The 20,917-nt window shown below is 56.2% G+C and carries 26 protein-coding genes; 13 read left to right on the top strand and 13 right to left on the bottom strand.

The window, feature by feature from the left end; translation table 11 throughout:
- Position 1 precedes the first annotated feature (1 nt).
- Complete coding sequence (locus tag BKP64_RS02175; RefSeq protein WP_070965400.1) at positions 2-841, top strand: carbon-nitrogen hydrolase family protein; 840 nt, start codon at positions 2-4, stop codon at positions 839-841.
- Positions 842-859: 18 nt separating this feature from the next.
- Here BKP64_RS02175 and yjgA read toward each other — a convergent pair whose 3' ends face one another.
- The 12 genes from yjgA to BKP64_RS02235 all read right to left on the bottom strand — a co-directional run bounded on the left by yjgA (position 860) and on the right by BKP64_RS02235 (position 10,161).
- Positions 860-1,393: a ribosome biogenesis factor YjgA gene (gene yjgA, locus BKP64_RS02180; protein ID WP_070965403.1), complete on the bottom strand. Its 534-nt coding sequence runs from the start codon at positions 1,391-1,393 to the stop codon at positions 860-862.
- A 15-nt stretch (positions 1,394-1,408) separates the two neighbouring features.
- The gene (gene mgtE, locus BKP64_RS02185; RefSeq protein WP_070965406.1) at positions 1,409-2,770 is read right to left on the bottom strand and encodes a magnesium transporter; all 1,362 of its coding nucleotides are present in this window, start codon (positions 2,768-2,770) and stop codon (positions 1,409-1,411) included.
- Between the two features lie 115 nt (positions 2,771-2,885).
- Positions 2,886-3,155, bottom strand: a complete 270-nt coding sequence (locus BKP64_RS02190; protein WP_070965409.1) for an HPr family phosphocarrier protein — start codon at positions 3,153-3,155, stop codon at positions 2,886-2,888.
- A 6-nt stretch (positions 3,156-3,161) separates the two neighbouring features.
- Positions 3,162-4,046: an RNase adapter RapZ gene (rapZ, locus tag BKP64_RS02195; protein ID WP_070965411.1), complete on the bottom strand. Its 885-nt coding sequence runs from the start codon at positions 4,044-4,046 to the stop codon at positions 3,162-3,164.
- Between the two features lie 28 nt (positions 4,047-4,074).
- On the bottom strand, positions 4,075-4,545 hold the full coding sequence (gene ptsN, locus BKP64_RS02200) for a PTS IIA-like nitrogen regulatory protein PtsN (RefSeq protein WP_070965414.1): 471 nt from the start codon (positions 4,543-4,545) through the stop codon (positions 4,075-4,077).
- 86 nt (positions 4,546-4,631) lie between these two features.
- Complete coding sequence (hpf, locus tag BKP64_RS02205) at positions 4,632-4,940, bottom strand: ribosome hibernation promoting factor (protein ID WP_070965417.1); 309 nt, start codon at positions 4,938-4,940, stop codon at positions 4,632-4,634.
- A gap of 111 nt (positions 4,941-5,051) precedes the next feature.
- Positions 5,052-6,578, bottom strand: coding sequence for an RNA polymerase factor sigma-54 (locus BKP64_RS02210; protein WP_070973517.1), 1,527 nt, complete (start codon positions 6,576-6,578; stop codon positions 5,052-5,054).
- A 160-nt stretch (positions 6,579-6,738) separates the two neighbouring features.
- Positions 6,739-7,464 carry an LPS export ABC transporter ATP-binding protein gene (lptB, locus tag BKP64_RS02215; RefSeq protein ID WP_070965420.1) on the bottom strand — a complete coding sequence of 242 codons (726 nt, stop codon included), beginning with the start codon at positions 7,462-7,464 and terminating at the stop codon, positions 6,739-6,741.
- On the bottom strand, positions 7,442-7,990 hold the full coding sequence (gene lptA, locus BKP64_RS02220) for a lipopolysaccharide transport periplasmic protein LptA (protein WP_070965423.1): 549 nt from the start codon (positions 7,988-7,990) through the stop codon (positions 7,442-7,444). Before lptA ends, lptB begins: the two co-directional genes overlap by 23 nt.
- A complete protein-coding gene (gene lptC / locus BKP64_RS02225) occupies positions 7,974-8,615 on the bottom strand; it encodes an LPS export ABC transporter periplasmic protein LptC (protein ID WP_083329128.1) in 642 nt (213 codons plus the stop codon). The genes lptA and lptC overlap by 17 nt, the downstream gene beginning before the upstream one ends.
- Complete coding sequence (kdsC, locus tag BKP64_RS02230) at positions 8,612-9,181, bottom strand: 3-deoxy-manno-octulosonate-8-phosphatase KdsC (protein ID WP_070965426.1); 570 nt, start codon at positions 9,179-9,181, stop codon at positions 8,612-8,614. Before kdsC ends, lptC begins: the two co-directional genes overlap by 4 nt.
- Positions 9,181-10,161 (bottom strand): KpsF/GutQ family sugar-phosphate isomerase, encoded by a 981-nt coding sequence (locus tag BKP64_RS02235; RefSeq protein ID WP_070965429.1) that lies wholly within the window; start codon positions 10,159-10,161, stop codon positions 9,181-9,183. Before BKP64_RS02235 ends, kdsC begins: the two co-directional genes overlap by 1 nt.
- 228 nt (positions 10,162-10,389) lie before the next feature.
- Here BKP64_RS02235 and BKP64_RS02240 point away from each other — a divergent pair, with 228 nt between their 5' ends.
- The 11 genes from BKP64_RS02240 to BKP64_RS02290 all read left to right on the top strand — a co-directional run bounded on the left by BKP64_RS02240 (position 10,390) and on the right by BKP64_RS02290 (position 19,023).
- On the top strand, positions 10,390-11,202 hold the full coding sequence (locus BKP64_RS02240; protein ID WP_070965432.1) for an ABC transporter ATP-binding protein: 813 nt from the start codon (positions 10,390-10,392) through the stop codon (positions 11,200-11,202).
- Complete coding sequence (mlaE, locus tag BKP64_RS02245) at positions 11,199-11,981, top strand: lipid asymmetry maintenance ABC transporter permease subunit MlaE (RefSeq protein ID WP_070965434.1); 783 nt, start codon at positions 11,199-11,201, stop codon at positions 11,979-11,981. Before BKP64_RS02240 ends, mlaE begins: the two co-directional genes overlap by 4 nt.
- A gap of 36 nt (positions 11,982-12,017) precedes the next feature.
- Positions 12,018-12,467, top strand: a complete 450-nt coding sequence (gene mlaD / locus BKP64_RS02250; RefSeq protein WP_070965437.1) for an outer membrane lipid asymmetry maintenance protein MlaD — start codon at positions 12,018-12,020, stop codon at positions 12,465-12,467.
- Between the two features lie 40 nt (positions 12,468-12,507).
- The gene (locus BKP64_RS02255) at positions 12,508-13,161 is read left to right on the top strand and encodes an MlaC/ttg2D family ABC transporter substrate-binding protein (RefSeq protein ID WP_070965440.1); all 654 of its coding nucleotides are present in this window, start codon (positions 12,508-12,510) and stop codon (positions 13,159-13,161) included.
- Positions 13,158-13,490: an STAS domain-containing protein gene (locus tag BKP64_RS02260; protein WP_070965444.1), complete on the top strand. Its 333-nt coding sequence runs from the start codon at positions 13,158-13,160 to the stop codon at positions 13,488-13,490. The genes BKP64_RS02255 and BKP64_RS02260 overlap by 4 nt, the downstream gene beginning before the upstream one ends.
- A 104-nt stretch (positions 13,491-13,594) precedes the next feature.
- The gene (locus BKP64_RS02265; protein WP_070965447.1) at positions 13,595-13,837 is read left to right on the top strand and encodes a BolA family protein; all 243 of its coding nucleotides are present in this window, start codon (positions 13,595-13,597) and stop codon (positions 13,835-13,837) included.
- A gap of 28 nt (positions 13,838-13,865) precedes the next feature.
- Positions 13,866-15,128 (top strand): UDP-N-acetylglucosamine 1-carboxyvinyltransferase, encoded by a 1,263-nt coding sequence (gene murA / locus BKP64_RS02270; RefSeq protein WP_070965450.1) that lies wholly within the window; start codon positions 13,866-13,868, stop codon positions 15,126-15,128.
- A 29-nt stretch (positions 15,129-15,157) separates the two neighbouring features.
- Positions 15,158-15,805 carry an ATP phosphoribosyltransferase gene (hisG, locus tag BKP64_RS02275; protein WP_070965452.1) on the top strand — a complete coding sequence of 216 codons (648 nt, stop codon included), beginning with the start codon at positions 15,158-15,160 and terminating at the stop codon, positions 15,803-15,805.
- Between the two features lie 28 nt (positions 15,806-15,833).
- Positions 15,834-17,141, top strand: a complete 1,308-nt coding sequence (gene hisD, locus BKP64_RS02280) for a histidinol dehydrogenase (RefSeq protein WP_070965455.1) — start codon at positions 15,834-15,836, stop codon at positions 17,139-17,141.
- A gap of 22 nt (positions 17,142-17,163) precedes the next feature.
- Positions 17,164-18,216 carry a histidinol-phosphate transaminase gene (gene hisC, locus BKP64_RS02285; RefSeq protein WP_070965458.1) on the top strand — a complete coding sequence of 351 codons (1,053 nt, stop codon included), beginning with the start codon at positions 17,164-17,166 and terminating at the stop codon, positions 18,214-18,216.
- Between the two features lie 63 nt (positions 18,217-18,279).
- Positions 18,280-19,023 carry a Nif3-like dinuclear metal center hexameric protein gene (locus BKP64_RS02290; protein WP_070965461.1) on the top strand — a complete coding sequence of 248 codons (744 nt, stop codon included), beginning with the start codon at positions 18,280-18,282 and terminating at the stop codon, positions 19,021-19,023.
- A gap of 83 nt (positions 19,024-19,106) precedes the next feature.
- Here the strand turns inward: BKP64_RS02290 and BKP64_RS02295 are convergent, their stop codons facing one another.
- The gene (locus BKP64_RS02295; RefSeq protein WP_070965465.1) at positions 19,107-19,547 is read right to left on the bottom strand and encodes a Z-ring associated ZapG family protein; all 441 of its coding nucleotides are present in this window, start codon (positions 19,545-19,547) and stop codon (positions 19,107-19,109) included.
- Between the two features lie 228 nt (positions 19,548-19,775).
- Between BKP64_RS02295 and zapE the strand changes: the two genes are divergently transcribed.
- Positions 19,776-20,873, top strand: coding sequence for a cell division protein ZapE (gene zapE, locus BKP64_RS02300; protein WP_227515629.1), 1,098 nt, complete (start codon positions 19,776-19,778; stop codon positions 20,871-20,873).
- Positions 20,874-20,917 lie beyond the last annotated feature (44 nt).

Below are 20,917 nucleotides of genomic sequence, written 5' to 3' on the forward strand. Positions count from 1 at the left end.
CATGACCACATCAATTTCCAATCGCGTTGCCGCCATCCAGATGGTAAGCACCCATGACATCCGAGCGAACCTGGATGAGGCCCGGAAGTTACTGGAGAAAGCCGCCAGTGAAGGGGCCCGCGTGGCAGTCTTGCCAGAAAACTTTGCTGTATTGGCAACCAGTCAGATGGTCGCGTGCGGACAGGTAGAGTCCTCGGAGAAGCCGGTCATCCGGGCATTCCTGGCAGAGCAGGCGAAAAAACTCGGGTTGTGGATTGTCGGCGGATCACTGCCATTAGCACACAGGCCCGATGGCTCGGACATTGAAGGGAAGGTCAGAGCCTCTTGCCTGGTGTTTGATGACCAGGGTCGGGAAGTCGCTCGCTATGACAAGATACACCTGTTCGATGCGATGGTTGAAGATGCCCAGGGCCAATACCGGGAGTCAGACACCTTCGAGCCCGGTGAACAGTTGGTGACACTGGATACACCAGCGGGAAAACTCGGTCTTGCCATCTGTTACGATCTGCGCTTTCCGGAGTTGTTTCGGGCGTTGCGGGAACAGGCTGTTGATTGGGTGTGTTTACCCAGTGCCTTTACCTGGCAGACCGGAAATGCCCACTGGCATGCTCTCATACGCGCACGGGCGATCGAAAATCAGGTCTGGGTTGTTGCTCCTGGACAGGGGGGGCAAAACAGCGAGCATCGCCGAACCTATGGCCACAGCCTGATTTGCGACCCCTGGGGCAAGGTGGTGAAGGAGCTTGCCGTGGGCTCCGGAGTGGTGACCGCGGAGCTGGACGCGGAACAGCTAATACAGCTGCGGAAGCGGATGCCGGTGTGGGAGCACCGCCGGCTGTAATTTGCCGGCGTACCACCATCAGTTTGCTGCTTCAGCGTCGTCGATGCATTCCCGGAGATAGCGAAACAGTTTCCGGGCCTGGCCTGTATTTTTTTGCTTTTCCACATCCTTGCGTGCGTTACGGGCCAGATTGCGCAGGTGTTGAAGGTCGGCGCCCGGGCAGTAGCTGAAGAATTCGCCCACCACGGTATCGCCCTCGGCAATCATGCGGTCGCGCCAACGTTCGGCCAGGTGGTGGCGCCGGGTGTGCTCTTCACTGCCGGCATCAAACGCATCAATGGCTCGCTTCAGGGCGTCCGGATCGTCTTCCTGCCTGATTACCTTGCCGATGAACTGGAGATGGCGGCGTTTCGCTTCGTTTTGGCGAATCCGTCGCGACTCCTCAATGGCAGAGCGCAGGGTATCGCTGATCGAGAGGGTATCGAGCTGATCGTTGCTCAGTTCGAGCATTCGTTTGCCGATGTCCTGCAGGGCGTGCATTTCCCGCTTCAGCTGGGACTTGCTGGGGCCGTCGTATTCCGGCGCGTCGTTGTTGTCTTGATGATCTTTCATAAATCCGACATCCGGTTAAGCGTAAAAAATCGTGGCCAGGCCAAGGAAGGCCATAAAGCCTACTACATCGGTAACAGTGGTCAGGATCACGCTGCCCGCGAGAGCCGGATCAATATTGCGCGACTTCAGGAACAGGGGCAGTACCGTGCCCGCCAGAGCGGCTGCGACCAGGTTTATGATCAGTGCGGCGGCAATAATGCCACCGATCATCAGATCCTGGAACCAGGTGGCTGCGGCGCTGGCAACCACCAGCGCCCAGAATATACCGTTCATGGCGCCGGACAGGAATTCCCGGTTCAACAGCCAGCGCACATTGGCGCCGCTTATCTGCCCAACCGCCATACCGCGAATGACCAGGGTCAGGGTCTGGCTGCCGGCAATGCCTCCCATACTGGCAACAATAGGCATAAGCACGGCAAGCGCGACCACCTTGGTAATGGTCTCCTCGAACAGGCCGATAACGGCAGAGGCGATAAACGCGGTAATCAGGTTAATGCCCAGCCAGACCGCACGGCGACGTGTTGTTTTCCAGACTGGTGCAAAAGTGTCTTCATCTTCGTCCAGACCGGCCATGCTCATCAGCGAGTGATCGGCATCTTCCCGGATAACGTCGACCACGTCATCGATGGTGATGCGCCCCAACAGCCGACCGTCTTCATTCACTACGGGCGCCGAAATCAGATCGTAACGCTCGAACAGGGTCGCAACCTTGGTGTCTGAGAGTGTGACTGGAATAGGCTCTATGTCCGTGTCCATGACTTCCCGAACCGTGGAAGCGGGATTTGATACCAGCATCTTGGTGATCGGCAACATACCAATGAACTCGTCCCGCCGGCTGACGACAATCAGGTTGTCGGTCATCGGGGGCAGGTTGCGGTGTCTTCGCAGGTAACGGAGTACAACATCGATGCTGATGTCCGGACGTACCGTGATGGTATCCGTGTTCATCAGGCCGCCAGCGGTGTCCTCCGGGTAGGAGAGTACTTCCTCGACCCGTTGGCGGTCCTGTTCGTCCATGGTGTCCAGAACTTCCTGGATCACCGTGTCCGGCAACTGCTGCAGCAAGTCGGCCAGGTCGTCCGACTCGAAATCCTCGATGATATCCGCCAGTTCCTGGGCATTCAGCTGGCTGAGGAAGTAACCCCGGATGTCGTCGCTCAGATACTGGAGAACTTCCCCTTCCAGCTGTTTGTCCACCAGGTTCCATAACAGGGCCCGCTGGCGGGGAGGAGAGGACTCAAGAAGGTGGGCAATATCACTGGGGCTCAGGCCGCCGTTAAGGATGCGGGCAACCTGTTTCAGGGCGCCACTGTCCAGAGCTTCGCTCAGGGATCGAAGGCGTTGACGGGCCTGGCTTTTTTCCAGAATATCGGTCATGAATTACCCACAGTCAGAAAACGCCTTTATTATAGTGGAGTTAGGTTGCACAGGTGAGAAAGAGTTGTAGGTGAATGCCGCAGAAGCTTCCGTTCGGGCCACGGCAAGCCTGGTGTTACCCGCCTTCCCCAAAATAGTCATTTATCAGTTTGACCAGGGCGTCAATGGCTTCCCGCTCATCGTGGCCATCCGCAATCAATTCTACGTTGGTCCCCTGGCTGGCGGCCAGCATCATGACCTGCATAATGTTTTTGGCATCCACTTCCCGACCCTTGCCGCTGATCCTTACACTGCTTTCGAATTCCGATGCCGTGGCGACCAGCTTGGCAGTCGCCCGGGCATGCAGTCCCAGTTTGTTGATGATGGTGATGGGCTTGCGGATCATGCTGGTTCAGATCTCTTCCCGGGATTGCAGATGCGGTAATTCGGTATGGCGGACCTGAACGTTGCTGTACTGCTGGCGGAAATGTTCGCAGAGCTGTTCCGACACGTAGACCGAGCGATGCTGGCCGCCGGTGCAACCAATGGAAATGGTCATATAGCTGCGGTTGCTGTCGGCAAATGAAGGTAGCCAGGTGTCCAGAAAAGCGGTCAGATCATCAATCATCTTGCGGCTGGCAGGTTCTTTCTCCAGGAAGTCGATGACTGGCTGATCGGTGCCGACGAACTTGCGCAGACTGTTGTCCCAGTATGGGTTTGGAAGACAGCGCACGTCGAACACATAGTCGGAGTCCAGCGGAACACCGTGTTTGAAACCAAAGGACTGGAACAACAGGGCGAGCTCCTGGTCTTTCCGGCCCACGACGCGCTGTTTGATCATGTCGCGCAGTTCGTACATGGACATGCCAGTGGTATTCACATAAAGATCTGACAGCTTGGAGAGCGGTTCCAGGCACTCCTTTTCATAACTGATGGCTTCCCTGAGAGATGTTTTATCATCGCTTAGGGGGTGCTTGCGGCGAGTGGCGTGGAATCTCTGGAGCAGGGATTGTTCGTCGGCATCGAGAAATATGACTTCGACGGTGACTCCGGTTTCCTGGAGCTGCCGGTATATCTCTTCAAAATTGGCGAGTTCGCCGGACAGGTTGCGTGCATCAATACTGACGGCCATTTTGCCTAGCCGGCCGGGTGTTGCCTGGTTAGTGGCTTCCCGTGTGAGCGGGAAAAGCAGTCCAATGGGGAGGTTGTCAATGCAATAAAACCCCAGGTCTTCAAGAACATGGAGTGCCGTACTCTTGCCTGAACCGGACCTGCCACTGACGATGATCAGTTTCATGGTTACCCCTTCTCCACAAAAATCAGTGTCAGCCGTTTGCTGCAGTCATACGCTCATACAGTGTTTTGGCGTCGTCAGACTGGCGCAGGCGATCGCAGAATGCGCGTTCATTAAACTTCTCCGCCAGTTGGCTTAGCAGCTCCAGGTGCTCGCTGGTGGCCTCCTTGGGAACAACGAGGGCAAACACCAGGTCGACCGGCTGGTTATCGATAGCGTCGAACTCAATGCTTTCTTCCAGCGTCATCAGTACACCAACGACGTGATCCAATCCTTCGAGGCGGCAATGGGGTATGGCGATGCCTTGCCCGATGCCAGTGCTGCCCAAGCGCTCGCGGGCGACCAGGTTGTTGAAAATCTGGGTCTCACTGAGCGAACCGTCATGCTGGTTGATCTGCTCGGCAATGAATTCCAGAACCCGTTTCTTGCTGGAGGCCTGAACCCGGCAAAGGGTCAGCTCTGGAGCAAGTATGTTGTCAATGGTCAGGGATGTGTCGCTCATGAATCGACTGCATTTCCGTAAAAAAAAGGCTGCGGCAGGATAGCCATGCCGCAGCGCGATGAGATGACACGCATGAAAACGGGTAGTTAACGAGAGCCGTTTCCGTGCATCCGGTCTACATTTTTTTCCTTGTGCTTGAGGATCTGGCGGTCCAGTTTGTCAATGAGCGAGTCAATCGCTGCATACATGTCCTCATTCTCAGCCTTTGCGTGAATCTCACCACCAACCACGTGAAGGGTTGCTTCCGCCATCTGACGCACTTTTTCCACTTCCAGGGTCACCTGACAATTACTGATGTGGTCAAAGTGGCGTTCCAGTTTCTCAAATTTCTCTGAAACATAATCTTTCAAAGCGGGAGTCAGTTCTACGTGATGGCCTGAAATGTTGAGTTGCATAGGCTTCTCCTGTTGTCATCATGCCGGCCTCGAAGGGCCGGGCTGGGTGCTGGCGCATCGCGCGCCGGCGAATAGTATTCCTTGGCAAATCCTGTTCCGGGCAGCGCTTGCCTAAACCAGTCGCTTCCGCTCATTCGAGGGCGGAATATGCATCGCTTCCCGATACTTGGCCACGGTGCGTCTCGCCACCTTGATACCCTGTTCCCCTAGCATGGCTGCAATTTTACTGTCACTCAACGGCTTTTTGGGAGTTTCTGCCGCAATCAGCTTTTTGATCATTGCGCGGATTGCTGTTGAGGAGCATTCCCCCCCCTCGTTGGTGCTGACATGGCTGGAGAAGAAATATTTAAGCTCAAAAATCCCCCGGGGAGTATGCATGTACTTCTGTGTGGTCACACGGGAGATCGTCGATTCATGCATCTCTACCGCCTGGGCAATGTCCGAGAGGATCAGGGGCTTCATGGCCTCTTCACCTTCATCCAGAAATCCCTGTTGGTGTTCCACGATACGTGTCGCCACCTTCAGCAGGGTTTCGTTTCGGCTTTGCAGGCTTTTGATAAACCACTTTGCCTCTTGAAGCTGATCCCGCAGGTAGGTGTTGTCCGCGCTGCTATCGGCCCGCCGTATAAGAGAAGCATAGCTTGCATTGACACGAATGCGGGGGGCAATTTCAGGATTCAGCTCGACGCGCCAGCGACCATTATGTTTGCGGACAATAACGTCGGGTATGACGTAGTCGGGTTCGGCGCGGTCGAGGACATCACCCGGGCGAGGGTTTAGGCCGGTAATGAGCGCCAGAACCTCTCGGAGCTGATCTTCTTTCAAGCGGCTTCGGCGCAGTAACTGAGCGTAGTCACGATTACCCAGGAGATTGATATAGTGGGTAATCACTAACCGGGCCTGGGCCAGCCATGGTGTGTCTGGAGGCAACTGATTCAGTTGGATGAGCAGGCATTCCTGGAGGTCCCGGGCAAACACGCCGGGAGGATCGAAGTGCTGCAACCGGTGCAGGACCGCCTCCACCTCGTCCAGTTCCAGCGGATCTTCCTCATTCTCATCAAGCAGGCCCGCGTGGATTTCTTCCAGAGGGCTGGTCAGGTAGCCCCGCTCATTCACCGCATCCATCAGCGCGTGGGCAATGGCCCGGTCCCGTTCGTTTAACGGCGTCAGGTTCAGTTGCCACTCAAGGTGATCTTGAAGGGTTTCGGTGGGGGAGTTGCGGGTTTCGAAGTCGTGATCGTTTTCGTCATCGTTCCGGGCGGTCGATGCCGGGGCAGACTGGTAGATATCATCCCAGGCAGTATCGACGGGCAGATCATCGGGAATATTGTCCGGAATCTCATTTTCTGAAGTCCAGTCCGGACCATTTTCTGTTTCATCCCAGTCAGAGGCAGACTCCGAGGCTGGCTCGGCACTGGCTTCGGTGCTGCTCTCGTCACGATTTCCGCTGTCTTCGTTTGAGCTGGCTTCCGGCTCGTCATCCTCCTCGGAGTTCTCCAGCATGGGGTTGGATTCCAGTGCCTGCTGGATTTCCTGTTGAAGGTCGAGGGTGGAGAGCTGCAGTAGCCGGATCGCCTGTTGCAGCTGGGGCGTCATGGTCAGGCTTTGACCCAGCTTTAACTGTAAGGAGGCTTTCATCACCATGGTTCAGGATCCGTTGCTAATCAGCGCTCTGCATCGAGGCAGTAAAATAAAAAATCGTTGTATGCCGGTTACTTGCCATGTCAGGCAGAAGCCCAAGCAAGTTCTTTGCCGAGTTTACTTGCTAGCGGTCATCAACACAATCGGCCGAGGGACGTCACAGCCTGAATTCATCGCCGAGATACACTTCCTTGACCTGTTCGTTGGCCAGTATCGCCTCTGAGTTGCCGGACGCAATGATGTGCCCGCCGGAAACTATGTAGGCCTTTTCACAAATATCGAGGGTTTCCCGCACATTGTGATCGGTAATCAGAACACCGATGCCTTTGTCCCGAAGGTGGCGGATAATATGTTTGATATCGCTGACGGAAATCGGGTCCACGCCGGCGAAAGGCTCGTCCAGCAGGATAAATGCGGGCTCCATTGCGAGGGCCCTGGCGATTTCTACCCGCCGGCGCTCCCCCCCTGACAACGCCATGCCGACACTGTCGCGAATGTGGGTGATATGGAACTCTTCCAGAAGTTCTTGCAGTTTGGCATCGCGGTCGGTGCGACTGAGCCCTTTGCGGGTTTCCAGAATGGCCATGATGTTGTCGCGCACGGAGAGTTTCCGGAAAACCGACGCTTCCTGTGGCAGATAGCCGATTCCCTTGCGGGCGCGGCCGTGCATCGGTAGGGGCGTAATGTCTTGGCTGTCGATGGTGACCCGACCCTTGTCAGCCGGCACCAGCCCGACAATCATGTAGAAACACGTTGTCTTCCCGGCGCCATTCGGACCAAGCAGACCGACAATTTCACCGCTTCGGATTTCCAGGGAAACGTCGATCACCACTTTCTTCTGTTTATAGCTTTTTGCCAGATTACTGGCTCTGAGAACTGCCATCGGATCCCTGTGTGTTGCGTGGCTGGATTACCATTTCAACGCGACCGGTGCCGGAGCCGGTGTCTTGTCCGCCCTCCGCGGTAACGACCCGGCGGACCGTATCATAATGAATGACGTCACCACGGAACAGGTTGCCATTTTGCTCAATGACGGCTTCACGCTCAAACGTCAGCTCCTTGTCAGAGGCAGACCAGGTGATGTTGCGGGCTCTTGCGTCGGTCTCACCGTTACCCTCCCGGGACGGCTGCCGGTAATGGGCTGGATTCCCTGATGCCTCGATGCGGCTCAGACCTGCCTCGTTTCGAAACAGCACAACACGCTCTGCGGAAAGGCGGGTTTTACCCTGAATCAGTTCGACAGCGCCCGTGTAGGTCGCGATACCCTTGCTGTCGTCCAGGCGCGCGTTATTGGCGCTCACCTTGATGGGCTGGTCTGAATCCAGATCAAAAGCCGTTGCGGGGGTTACCAGAGCCAGGCCGATTACGGCTGTCAGCAGCGCCCGGAGGTGATTATTTAACGGTTTCATAACGTCCTTCCACCTGGGAGTTTAGTTCCAGAACACGTTGATCAATCCATGCCTTCATACCCGTGGCACGAGTCACGCCCACCTGATCGATAATCTCGACGGGTGCATCGGTGTAGGCGGTGCCCATGTCATTATCGAGCGTCAGGCTGGATGTTTTCAGTGTTGCTTCGCGGTCGCCGATCGTCCGGACGACGCGGACATTGCCCGTGAGATATAGCAGATTTTCATTTTGCAGCAGGCTTCCGTTCTCGGCTTCAACTACCCAGGGATCTGTTCCCGGCTCGCCATAAAGCTTTGCGCGGGGCGATTCCATGGTCGCGAGATTGCCTTCCTCGAACTGCTCAATACGCGGGCTCGTGAAGTGTATCTTAAGGTTGCCAGCCTCGTCATAGGAGGTGTAGCTACCATTCACGACAAAGCCGTCAGGCTCACCTTTGCCCCGAAGCTCTGCCGCCTCGTTTGAAACCACGGCCGGCTCGTCACTGCGCCAGAGCAGGAATATCGTGGCCAGAATGGTGCCGATGAGCGCAAGGCTGCGGATCCAGGGGCGATTTTCCAGTTTGATCAGCGAAACCAGGTTGTCTCTGGTGTCGCTCTTGATGGCGCTGGGTGTTTCCTGGTTCATGCATCCGGCTCCAGATACCTGGTCAAAGCTTCCTCCAACTTGCCCTGGGCCGTCAGTAGCAGGTCGCAGGCTTCACGGACAGCGCCATGCCCTCCTGCCGCCTGGGTGCAGTAGTCAGCGTGTTCCTGAACCAGCCAGTATGCGTTTGGCACAGTAATCCCGAGACCGGCGAAGCGGATGGCTGGTAAATCAGGTAAATCATCTCCCATATAGGCGATGACCTCGGGGGAGATGTCCATCTTGCTGATGAGTTCCTCCAGTGCGACCTTCTTGTCTTCACGTCCCTGCATCAGGTGGGGGATGCCCAGGTCACCCATCCGCTTTTCGGTGAGGGGCGACTGCCTGCCGGTTATCACGGCCACAGTGATGCCAGCTGCCATGAGTTGTTTCAGGCCGAGTCCGTCGAGAATATTGAACGCCTTGAGTTCATCACCGGAGGCGCTGAAGTAGAGCCGGCCATCACTCATAATGCCGTCTACGTCCAGGGCGATGAGACGAATGCGTTTGGCCCTGGCCAGCAACGCCTCCGGCCAATGAGGTGCCAGGGGACTGCTGTTGACGGCCATCAGATGACACCGGCCCGCAGCAGGTCGTGCATGTTGATAGCGCCCACCAGGGAACCGGACTCATCGGTTACCGGCAAGGCATTGATCTTCATTTCTTCCATGATATTCAGTGCCTCCGCGGCCAAGTGGTCGGCCTGAATGGTTTTGCCGTTGTGGGTCATCACGTCCTGGATCGGTGTGGTGTGCACATCGAGGTTCTTGTCCAGCGTGCGGCGCAGGTCACCATCGGTAAAGACGCCCGTGAGCCTGCCGTTCGCATCGACGATGGTTGTCATGCCCAGCCCTTTGCGCGAAATCTCCAGTAGGGCTCCGCTTAGAGTGGTGCCCTCGGCAACGCGCGGAATCCGGTCGCCGGTATGCATGATGTCGGACACGCGCAGCAGAAGCCGACGCCCCAGGCTGCCTCCGGGGTGAGACAGCGCGAAATCCTCAGTACTGAACCCGCGGGCTTCCAGCAGTGCAACTGCCAGTGCATCGCCCATCACCAGAGTAACTGTGGTGCTGGATGTTGGTGCCAGGCCGAGCGGGCAAGCCTCGGTTTCCACGCTGACGTCCAGATTGGCCACAGCCTCCCTTGCCAGTGTGGATTGTGGGTTGCCCGTCATGCTGATAAGCGGTGCGCCCATGCGCTTGATCAGCGGTAGAATGGTGATCACTTCGCTGGTGTTGCCACTGTTTGAGATGGCAATTACCACGTCCTGACTTGTTATCATGCCCAGGTCACCATGGCTCGCTTCACCCGGGTGAACGAAGAATGACGGTGTACCGGTGCTGGCAAGTGTGGCTGCAATCTTGTTGCCAATATGACCGGACTTGCCCATGCCGGTCACTACTACCCGGCCCTTGCAGGCCATGATCACTTCACAGGCCCTGGTGAACTGTTCGTCAATGCGGGCTTCCAGTGCATCGATGGCATCGCGCTCGATACGAATGGCCCGGAGTGCGGGGGTGCGGAAATCCTGTAAATTCTGATCAGTCATCGGGCTTGGGGCCTGGCTCGCTGTTATAACGCTGAAAGTTTGTTGGCGAAACGGTCCTGCAAAGTCTCGCCGAAAAGTGCCGAGAGTATATCATTTTCAGCACGAATCGCCGTCCGGTTACAGAAACTTCAGTGAAACTGAGCATAGTAATCAATACATTTTGCCCATGATGGATTGAGCTTGGAGCGTCCTTGGCATAATGTAGCCCCTCTCTGAAAGGTAAGGTTTATGGGTTCACCCGCATACATATCATTGCAGGACGTCGTGTTCTCCCGTTCCGGGCGCCGTATCTTCGACGGTGTCTCCCTGGATATTCCCCGTGGCAAAATAACGGCCATTATGGGCCCCAGTGGTACCGGAAAAACCACTCTGCTGCGTCTGATCGGCGGACAACTTCGGCCGGACTCGGGCAGCATCCTGGTGGACGGACATCAGGTGCCGAAGCTGAAACGCAAGGCTTTGTATGCCTTGCGGGAAAAAATGGGCATGCTGTTTCAGAGCGGTGCGCTGTTCACTGACTTGAGTGTGTTCGAGAACGTGGCTTTTCCCCTAAGAGTGCATACGTCTCTGCCGGAAGACATGATCCACGATATTGTCCTGATGAAACTGGAAGCCGTCGGATTGCGTGGCGCCAGGGCGCTGATGCCATCGGAGTTGTCCGGGGGTATGACACGGCGCGTGGCGCTTGCCCGCAGCATCGCTCTGGACCCGGAGCTGATCATGTACGACGAACCTTTTGCCGGCCAGGATCCCATTGCCATGGGTGTGCTGGTCAAACTGATACGGGATCTGAACAGTTCCATGGGCCTGACCAGCGTGTTGGTGTCCCATGATGTGCCCGAGTCTCTGAGTATTTGTCATTACGCCTGCATCATTGCCGATGGCAAGGTAATCGGCGAAGGAACACCGGATGAGCTCCGCCAGCATCCTTCTGAGCAGGTCCAGCAGTTTTTGCTGGGTCAACCGGATGGCCCGGTGCCGTTTCATTATCCGGCCGCCGAGGCCGCAAAGGATTACGGGCTTGCGGGAGGTGCTTCTTGATCGACAGGATTGCATCGCTGGGTCGGGCGGGGCTCGACACCGTCTCCTCCCTGGGGCGTTCCGGACGTTTCCTGATGGGTGTTCTGGTCGGCGTGCCGAGGCCCTCGACCGGGTTTCCGCTGATGGTCAAGCAGCTCTATTTTGTCGGCGTTTTGTCGCTGGCGATCGTCGTGGTTTCCGGTCTTTTCATCGGTATGGTGCTCGGACTTCAGGGCTACACAATCCTCAGTGATTATGGCTCGGAGGCCGCCATTGGTCAGATGATTGCCCTGACTCTGGTGCGAGAGCTGGGGCCGGTGGTAACAGCGCTGCTTTTTGCTGGCCGGGCCGGTTCGGCCCTGACCGCGGAAATCGGCCTGATGAAGGCCACCGAGCAGTTGTCCAGCATGGAAATGATGGGTGTGGATCCATTGCGCCGGGTCATTGCGCCCAGGTTGTGGGCCGGATTCATTGCTATGCCGGTACTGGCGGTCATCTTCTCGATGGTTGGTATCTGGGGCGGCATGCTGGTGGGCGTGGACTGGCTTGGTGTGTTCGAAGGTTCCTTCTGGGGCAACATGCAGTCCTCTGTCGATTTTGTTGACGACGTAATGAACGGTGTCATCAAGACTGTGGTTTTCGGTTTTGTCTGCGCCTGGATTGCAGTGTTTCAGGGCTATGATTGTGTGCCAACCTCGGCAGGGATTAGTTCAGCCACCACCAAAACGGTTGTCTACTCGTCGCTGGCGGTGCTGGGCCTGGATTTTGTGCTGACCGCCGTCATGTTCGGCGACTTCTGAAAAAAACGATTAACCGATTAGAAACGGGAGCCGGGAATGGCACAGAGAACAACGGAAATCATTGTCGGACTGTTCATGATTGCGGGACTTGCCGCGCTACTCTTTCTTGCGCTGCAAGTCAGTGGCCTGTCTCCCAAGGCAGCCGAGAGTACCTATACGGTCTACGCCAACTTTAACGATACCGGTGGTTTGACGCCAAGGGGGCGCATTTCTATGGCCGGTGTGACTGTGGGCAGCATTGAGTCCATCAGCCTGAACAAGGATACCTTCCAGGCAAGAGTTGAAATGGCCATCCAGTCGGATGTTGACAATATTCCGGCTGACAGTTCCGCAGTAATACGTACATCCGGACTGCTCGGAGAGCAGTACATTGATATATCGATCGGCGGGGATATGGAGTCGCTCAAGGCTGGTGACACCTTTTACTCCACCCAGTCGGCCATGAATCTTGAGAGGCTGATCAGCAACTTTGCGTCCGGCCGCTGATCCGGGGGCACCGGTAAAAGATATTCAACAGGAGATACTGATGCTTGTCATGAAAGAACGCCTTTTGCTGATCCTTGCGCTGGCTTTGTTGCTTGTGGGAGCCGCCCGCGCGGATGCGGCAGAAGAGCTCCGTGACTATGTGGACGAAAACACCCAGCGCCTGGTCGAGAAGCTCAACAAGGAAAAGGGTCTGTATGAGAGTGACCCCGAGGCGTTTTACGCCAGCATGAATGAGGCACTCACCGACTTTGTCGATTTCCGTCGTATCGCGGCCCGGGTGATGGGGCGGTATGCCCGTCAGACTACGCCGGAGCAGCGTGACGATTTTGTGGTGAAATTCAAGCGGAGCCTGTTTGACAGTTACGCCCAGGCGCTGGTGAATGCCGATGATTTCAAAATTGTGGTCAGCGAGGCTGTCATAAATCCGCAGGATGATGGCAGGGCGTCTGTTCGTATGGAGGTCATCAGCGCCTCCGGCAATCGTTACCCTGTCACCTACTCCATGTATAAGACGGATGGGGGGCGCTGGATGATGGAAAACGTCATTGTGGAAGGAGTAAATATCGGCCTGGCGTTCCGGGACCGATTTAGCCAGGAAATGGAAGCGAACCGAGGCCAGGTTCAGGCGGTCATCGATGGTTGGGGAGACGCCGTGGATTCCCTCAATCTTGATAAGGAAGTGAATAACACATGACATCCCCGGCTTCACAGGTGCAGCTTCGTGATCATGCGCTCGTCGTGACCGGCGAGGTGACTGCGGACACCGTTGTGGGACTGCGCAAAGAGGGCGAAAAACTGATTGGTACAGTGGCCGCCGATCTGGTGGTTGATCTTGAGAATCTCGCTGAGGCCCATAGCATTGTTCTGTCCCTGTTGCTTTGCTGGCAGCGCCTGGCTGGCCAGCGTGGTATCGCGCTATCCTATCGTGGTGTGAGTGACCGCTTGGCGTCACTTGCGGCCCTGAGCAATCTCGACGACCAGCTGGTCGGTTTTGGTCCGGACTCGCAGCACCCCTCCCACTGAAAAAAACTTCTCCGGGCCAGCTTGTTACCGGATGGTAAAGCTGACCCGGGCTCCGGAATTAGTTACAATCTCGCCCCTGATTTCAAAACACCCGAGGATTTTCTATGGACGCCACCGAAGTCACCGCGCTGGTCAAAGAGGCATTGCCCGGCTGTGAGGTCCAGGTACAGGTCGATGGGACTCATTATATGGTCGTTGTGGTGGGTGATGTTTTTGAAGGACTGCCGACCATCAAGCGGCAGCAGCTGATCAACAAGGCGCTGTTCCAGCAGGTTATGGATGGCACCATCCACGCTCTTCATCCGAAAGCCTTCACGCCGGCTGAATGGGCTGCGCGCCAGGGCTGATTCGCCCTCATACGACAGGATACTTATTGTGGATAAACTTCTGATCAGGGGCCGAAAGCCCCTGGATGGTGAAATCCGGATTTCCGGTGCCAAGAATGCTGCGCTGCCGATCCTGGCTGCCACCTTGCTGGCCGACGAGCCGGTTACCGTGGGCAACCTGCCGCATCTGCACGACGTAACGACCATGATCGAGCTGCTGGGCCGCATGGGTGTTGAGGTGATCATTGATGAAAAGATGAGCGTGGAAATTCACGCCAATACCATCAAGCACTTTCATGCCCCCTATGAACTGGTGAAAACCATGCGGGCGTCCATTCTCGTGCTTGGTCCGCTGGTGGCGCATTTTGGTGAAGCGGAAGTGTCTCTGCCCGGTGGTTGTGCCATTGGTAGCCGGCCGGTGAATCTGCACATTCACGGCCTGGAAATGATGGGCGCGGATATCTCGGTTGAGAATGGCTACATCAAGGCCAAGACCAACGGTCGTCTCAAGGGTGCTCACATTTTCCTTGATACCGTCACGGTCACTGGTACTGAAAACCTGATGATGGCGGCGGCCCTCGCCGATGGAAAGACCATCCTGGAGAACGCTGCGCGCGAGCCGGAAGTTGTGGATCTGGCCGAGTGCCTGATTGCGATGGGCGCAGATATCAAGGGCCACGGGACAGCGACCATTGAAATCAATGGTGTCGAGCGCTTGCACGGTTGCCATTACAACGTATTGCCGGACCGCGTAGAAACAGGAACCTATCTGGTTGCGGCGGCGGCCACCGGTGGTCGGGTAAAGCTCAAGGACACCCGAGAGGACTTGCTGGAAGCCGTGCTGCTGAAGCTTGAAGAGGCGGGCGCCCATATCAGCACTGGCCCGGACTGGATCGAGCTGGATATGAAAGGCAATCGTCCGAAGGCCGTCAGTATTCGTACTGCACCTTACCCGGCGTTTCCGACCGATATGCAGGCCCAGTTTGCTGCGATGAATGCCGTTGCAGAAGGGTCCGGAACGATTGTGGAAACGGTGTTTGAAAACCGCTTCATGCACCTGCAGGAACTGATCCGCATGGGCGCCGACATCACGCTCGAGGGCAATGCTGCGATCATCAAGGGCGTCGACCACCTGACAGGTGCGCCTGTGATGGCGACCGACCTGAGGGCCTCCGCCAGCCTGGTGATTGCGGGCCTGATGGCCGACGGGGATACCATCGTTGATCGTATTTATCACATCGATCGCGGCTATGAGTGTATTGAAGAGAAGCTGCAATTGCTGGGCGCAAGTATCCGCCGCTTGCCAGCGTGACAGAGACAATCGGGAAACCGGAAGGACGCATGACAGATTCCATCACCATCGCATTGTCGAAGGGACGAATCCTCGAAGAAACATTACCGCTGCTGGCGGAGGCCGGGATTGAACTGGTCGACGATATCAAGAAGTCCCGGAAACTGGTGTTTCCCACGACGGATCCTGATGTTCGGGTGCTTATTATCCGCGCGACGGACGTGCCGACGTATGTTCAGTATGGCGGTGCGGATATGGGGGTTACCGGCAAGGACGTGTTGATGGAGCACGGTGGGGAAGGGCTGTATGAGCCTCTGGATCTCAATATTTCCCGGTGTCGTCTGATGACCGCGGGGCCGAAGGGGCATGTGCCGCCTGCCGGCCGCATCAAGGTAGCGACCAAGTTTGTGAATCTGGCTCGCCGCTATTATTCGGCCCAGGGGCGACAGGCAGATATCATCAAGCTGTATGGCGCGATGGAGCTGGCGCCGATTCTTGGTCTTGCGGATGAAATTGTCGACATCGTGGATACCGGAAATACGCTGAAGGCGAATGGCCTTGAGGCTCGCGAGCTCATTGAGCATATCAGTAGCCGGTTGGTGGTGAATCGTGCGTCCATGAAGATGAAGCACGAGAAGATTAACCCCATAATCGAGAAAATGTCTGCTGCGGTGGAAAAGCGCCGAGTAGCGGAGTAAGTAAACAATCCCAGACAGGATTTTATAGATGACCGATTTCAAAATCACACGATTGAATGCTTCCCAGAGTGACTTTGACAGTGCACTGGCCAGGCTGATTGCCTGGGATGACAGCGTTGATCATCAGGTGAATGAGTCGGTTCGTCATATCCTGCAGCAGGTAAAGGCCCGTGGCGACGCGGCGGTGCTTGAGTTCACCGAGAAGTTCGATCGTCTGAAGGTTGGCAGTGTTGCTGAGCTGGAGATGGATCAGGCTCGCCTGCAAACGGCTCTGGATACTATTCCTCAGGATCAGCGCGCAGCGCTTGAAAAAGCCGCTGAACGGATCCGGGACTACCATGAGCGCCAGAACCAGGCATCCTGGCAGTACGAGGATGAAGACGGTACGGTGCTCGGGCAAAAAGTGACACCTTTGGACCGGGCGGGCCTTTATGTCCCCGGGGGCAAGGCTGCATATCCCTCGTCTGTGCTGATGAATGCCATTCCAGCAAAAGTTGCGGGCGTGGGTGAAGTGGTGATGGTTGTGCCCACGCCCGATGGCGTGGTTAATGACATGGTTCTGGCATCTGCGGCCATTGCCGGCGTCGACCGGGTGTTTACCGTGGGCGGCGCGCAGGCTGTTGGCGCATTGGCTTATGGCACGGAAACGATTCCGGCCGTCGACAAGATTGTCGGGCCGGGCAACATCTTCGTGGCGACCGCCAAGAGGGAAGTGTTTGGTACCGTCGGCATCGATATGATCGCCGGTCCGTCCGAAATTCTGGTGATCTGCGACGGTAAAACCGACCCTGACTGGATCGCCATGGACCTGTTTTCCCAGGCTGAGCATGACGAACAGGCCCAGTCCATCCTGGTCAGTCCGGATGCGGAGTTTCTGGATGCAGTCGAAGCAAGTATTCACAAACTGCTTCCGACAATGGAACGCTCCGGGATCATCGCCGAGTCCATGGGCAGCCGCGCGGCTCTGATTCAGGTGGCAGATCTCAGTGAGGCCGCCAGGGTCTCCAATCGCATTGCGCCAGAGCACCTGGAGCTGTCGGTCGAAAACCCGGAAGTACTGGTTGAAGAGATTCGCCACGCCGGTGCCATTTTCATGGGTCGCTTCACCGCAGAGGCACTGGGCGATTACTGCGCTGGCCCGAACCACGTTTTGCCCACCAGTGGCACAGCGCGGTTCTCCTCTCCACTTGGTGTTTACGATTTCCAGAAGCGGTCTTCAATCATCGGTTTCAGTGCGGCCGGTGCAGACCGAATGGGCCGCGTGGCATCCGTTCTGGCAAGGGGGGAAGGGCTCACCGCCCATGCGCGCTCGGCTGAATACCGAATCAAAGATTAATGGGTAAGCTGGGAGCAAGAAAATGAGCAAGTTTTGGAGCCCACTGGTAAACGACCTGGTCCCCTATGTGCCAGGCGAGCAGCCAAAAATGGCCAACCTGGTTAAACTGAACACCAACGAAAACCCGTTTGGCCCGTCCCCGAAGGTCATCGAGGCTATTCAGGCCGAGCTGAACGACAATCTGCGCCTTTATCCCGATCCGGAAGGTGAAAGCCTGTGCCAGGCCATCGCCGATTACCACAACCTCAAGCCCGAACAGGTTTTTCTGGGAAATGGCTCCGACGAAGTGCTGGCCCATATATTTTATGGCCTGTTCCAGCACGGAGAGCCTATTCTGTTTCCGGACATCACCTACAGCTTTTATCCGGTGTACTGCGGCCTCTACCGCATTGAAGGCCAGAAAGTCCCTTTGACAGATGGCTTTGAAATCAATCCGGAAGACTATAAGCAACCCAACGGCGGTGTCATCTTCCCGAATCCCAATGCACCCACCGGGCGCTATCTGGGATTAGAGCATGTTGAGGAAATCCTGCAGGCGAATCCGGATCGCGTTGTTGTTGTGGATGAAGCCTATGTCGATTTTGGTGGCGAAAGCGCCATTACTCTGGTGGACAGATACCCGAATCTGCTGGTGTCCCAAACCTTGTCGAAGGCGCGTTCACTGGCGGGCCTGCGGGTTGGGTTTGCGGTTGGCCACGCGGATTTGATTGAGGCTCTTAATCGGGTCAAGAACAGCTTCAACAGCTACCCGCTCGACAGGCTGGCTTTGGCCGGCGCGAAAGCGGCCTACGAAGACGATGCCTGGTTCCGGAAGTGTTGCGAGGGCGTGATCAGCGAGCGGAAGCGAGTAACCGTGGCCCTCGAAGGGCTGGGTTTTGAAGTGCTGCCATCAAAGGCAAACTTTATCTTTGCCCGCCACAAAGAAACCGCCGGGGAGGTTTTGGCCAAGAGGCTTCGGGAGCAGGGAATCATTGTCCGGCATTTCAACAAGCCCCGTATCAGTGACTTCCTGCGGATCACCATTGGCACGCCTGAGCAGAACGACGCGTTGATTTCAGGTCTCCGCTCTCTTTAGTTTTTTAGTTCGGGGAGGAGCAGGGCGGGGTTCTGGCTTCAAAGATAATCCTCAGGAGAATTTATGGCAGATCGAAACGAAGTCCTGACGAAAATCAACGAATGGCTTCAGCCAAGTGATTTTCAGGATTATTGCCCTAACGGACTGCAGGTTGAAGGCAAGTCTGAGATCAATACCGTTATTTCTGGCGTAACCGCCTCGAAAGCTCTGATTGAAGCGGCCATTGAAGCCAACGCCGATATGATCCTGGTCCACCACGGTTATTTCTGGAAAGGCGAGGACCAGCGAATCAAGGGCATGAAACGCGACCGCCTCAAGCAGCTGCTGGACCACGACATCAACCTTGTGGCCTATCATCTTCCGCTGGATGATCATCCGGAGTATGGCAACAATCGCCAGCTTGCCGACGTGCTGGGAATCCTTAATCCCCGGCCGTTGGGCGGGCTGGTCTGGGAAGGGGAGCTTCAGGAGGCTTTGACCCCGGAGAAGTTCAGCCTGCACATTGCCAGAAAACTCCACCGCGAGCCGCTTCGGGTCGGAGAGGGCGTGAGTGAAATCAGACGGGTAGGCTGGTGTACCGGCGCTGCTCAGGGGTTTATCGACAAGGCGATCGAAGCGGGCCTGGATGCCTACATCAGCGGTGAAATATCCGAGCCGACGACGCATACAGCCAGAGAATGCGGTATCCATTATTACGCGGCTGGCCATCACGCGACTGAGCGTTATGGCGTACAGGCTCTGGGTAAGGCGTTAGCTGAAGAGTTCGGGGTGAATCAAAAATTCATTGATTGTGATAACCCGGTGTAGCGGCGAATACTGCGGATTCCGCCGGAGTGGGGATGAATCCAACCCCACTCCTGCACCAAATATGAAGTCTTGAATGCGCCGTATCAGGCCTGTTGGGGCTTGTCACCCTTTTTGAGCCCGAAGTCTTCCGCCAGCGTTCCGGCATCCTTCGGGTCCGTCTTGGGTGCATAGTCCCGCGGTGGTTCCACACCGTCGTCGCTGACTTCCTCCAGACGCTTCCTGGATGTTTCCTGCGCCAGCTCTTCCATCCACTCTTCATCATTGCAGAGCCGATTGGCACCCCTGGCCATGTGCTGGTTCACATCGCGATAAGCGTCGTTGAAACGGCGAAGCAAATGGGCGGATTCCATGAAATGCTCATTCACCTGGGCCTGGTAGCGGGTATATTCGCTTTTCAGTTCGTCGATCTGCTGCTCCGTCCGACGCTGTCTCAGCGTGGATCCTTGCCCGGAGCGGCCAACAAGTACCCCGATGACAATGCCAACAATCAATGCGGCAATCGCTGCCAGAATCAGGTTTGTCATATGCTGTGTCGTCCTTTTACCTTGAAATGAGCCAAGCCCTTAAAGCGAGTATAACGCCCGAAGCGCCATCAGCCCATGCCTGTGTGCTGAGCCAATCGTCGTATTGCTTCACAAACAGCCAGCGTGGCGAAAAACTGCAAAATGCGCGACAATGTTGCGCCCAATTTTTTACCAACTTCCGGGAATACCTCAATGACTGTTGCCATGTCCTCAGAAACCAGTGCGCGCCTGACCCCCTTGGAACGTTACCAGAAGGATCTTGAACGCCCGGACTTCCAGAGAGACCCGGCCCAGGAAGATGCCGTCCGGCGCCTGCAGTCACTGTACGACAAACTGGTGGAGGCGGAAAGCGATCGTGACAAGGCAATTACCAAGCTGCGTCGCAAGCTGAAGAAAGGTAAGGAACAACCCGTCAAGGGCCTCTATTTCTGGGGTGGCGTTGGCCGGGGGAAAACCTACCTCATGGACACCTTTTATGAGTCACTGCCGTTCGAACGGAAAATGCGTGTCCACTTCCATCGCTTCATGCAGCGCGTGCACAACGAACTCAAGTTGCTTAAGGGCGAGAAAAACCCACTCGAGCTGGTTTCCAAAAAGTTTGCGGACGAAGCGCGGGTTATCTGCTTCGACGAGTTCTTTGTCTCCGACATCGGTGACGCCATGATCCTCGCAACTCTGATGGATGGCCTTTTCGGGCGCGGTGTCACGCTCGTCTGTACCTCGAATATTGTTCCGGATGGCCTCTACAAAGACGGTCTCCAGCGCGCACGCTTCCTGCCTGCGATCGCCCTTGTGAAAAAGCACACCGATGTCGTCAATGTCGACGGTGGTGTCGATTACCGGCTTAGAACCCTCGAGCAGGCAGAGCTCTTCCACTCGCCGCTGGATGAAGACGCGGATGTCAGCCTTCGGAAGAGTTTTGATGCCCTGGCCGTGGAAGCGGCGAAACACAGCCAGTCCATGGAAATCAACGGCCGAAAAATTCCCGCCCAGGCGCATGCGGATGACGTTGTCTGGTTCGACTTCAAAGACGTTTGCGACGGCCCCCGGAGCCAGAACGATTACATCGAACTGGCCCGTCAGTTTCACGCCATCATAATCAGTAACGTGCCGGTCCTGGGCGGTGACAAGCAGGATCAGGCCCGTCGCTTTATCAACATGATCGACGAATTCTACGATCGAAATGTCAAAGTGATTATTTCGGCAGCGGCGCCGATTACCGAACTGTATTCCGGCGGCCGCCTGAGTTTCGAATTCGAGCGCACCGAGTCCCGCCTGCTGGAAATGCAGTCCCAGGAATACCTCGAGGCGGCCCATAAGCCATAAATTACCAAAATCACCCAGAGTAGGTCGGATGAGTGAAACGTAAT

Origin of the sequence: Marinobacter salinus (assembly GCF_001854125.1) — a bacterium.
In the GTDB taxonomy this organism is placed as follows: Bacteria; Pseudomonadota; Gammaproteobacteria; order Pseudomonadales; family Oleiphilaceae; genus Marinobacter; species Marinobacter salinus.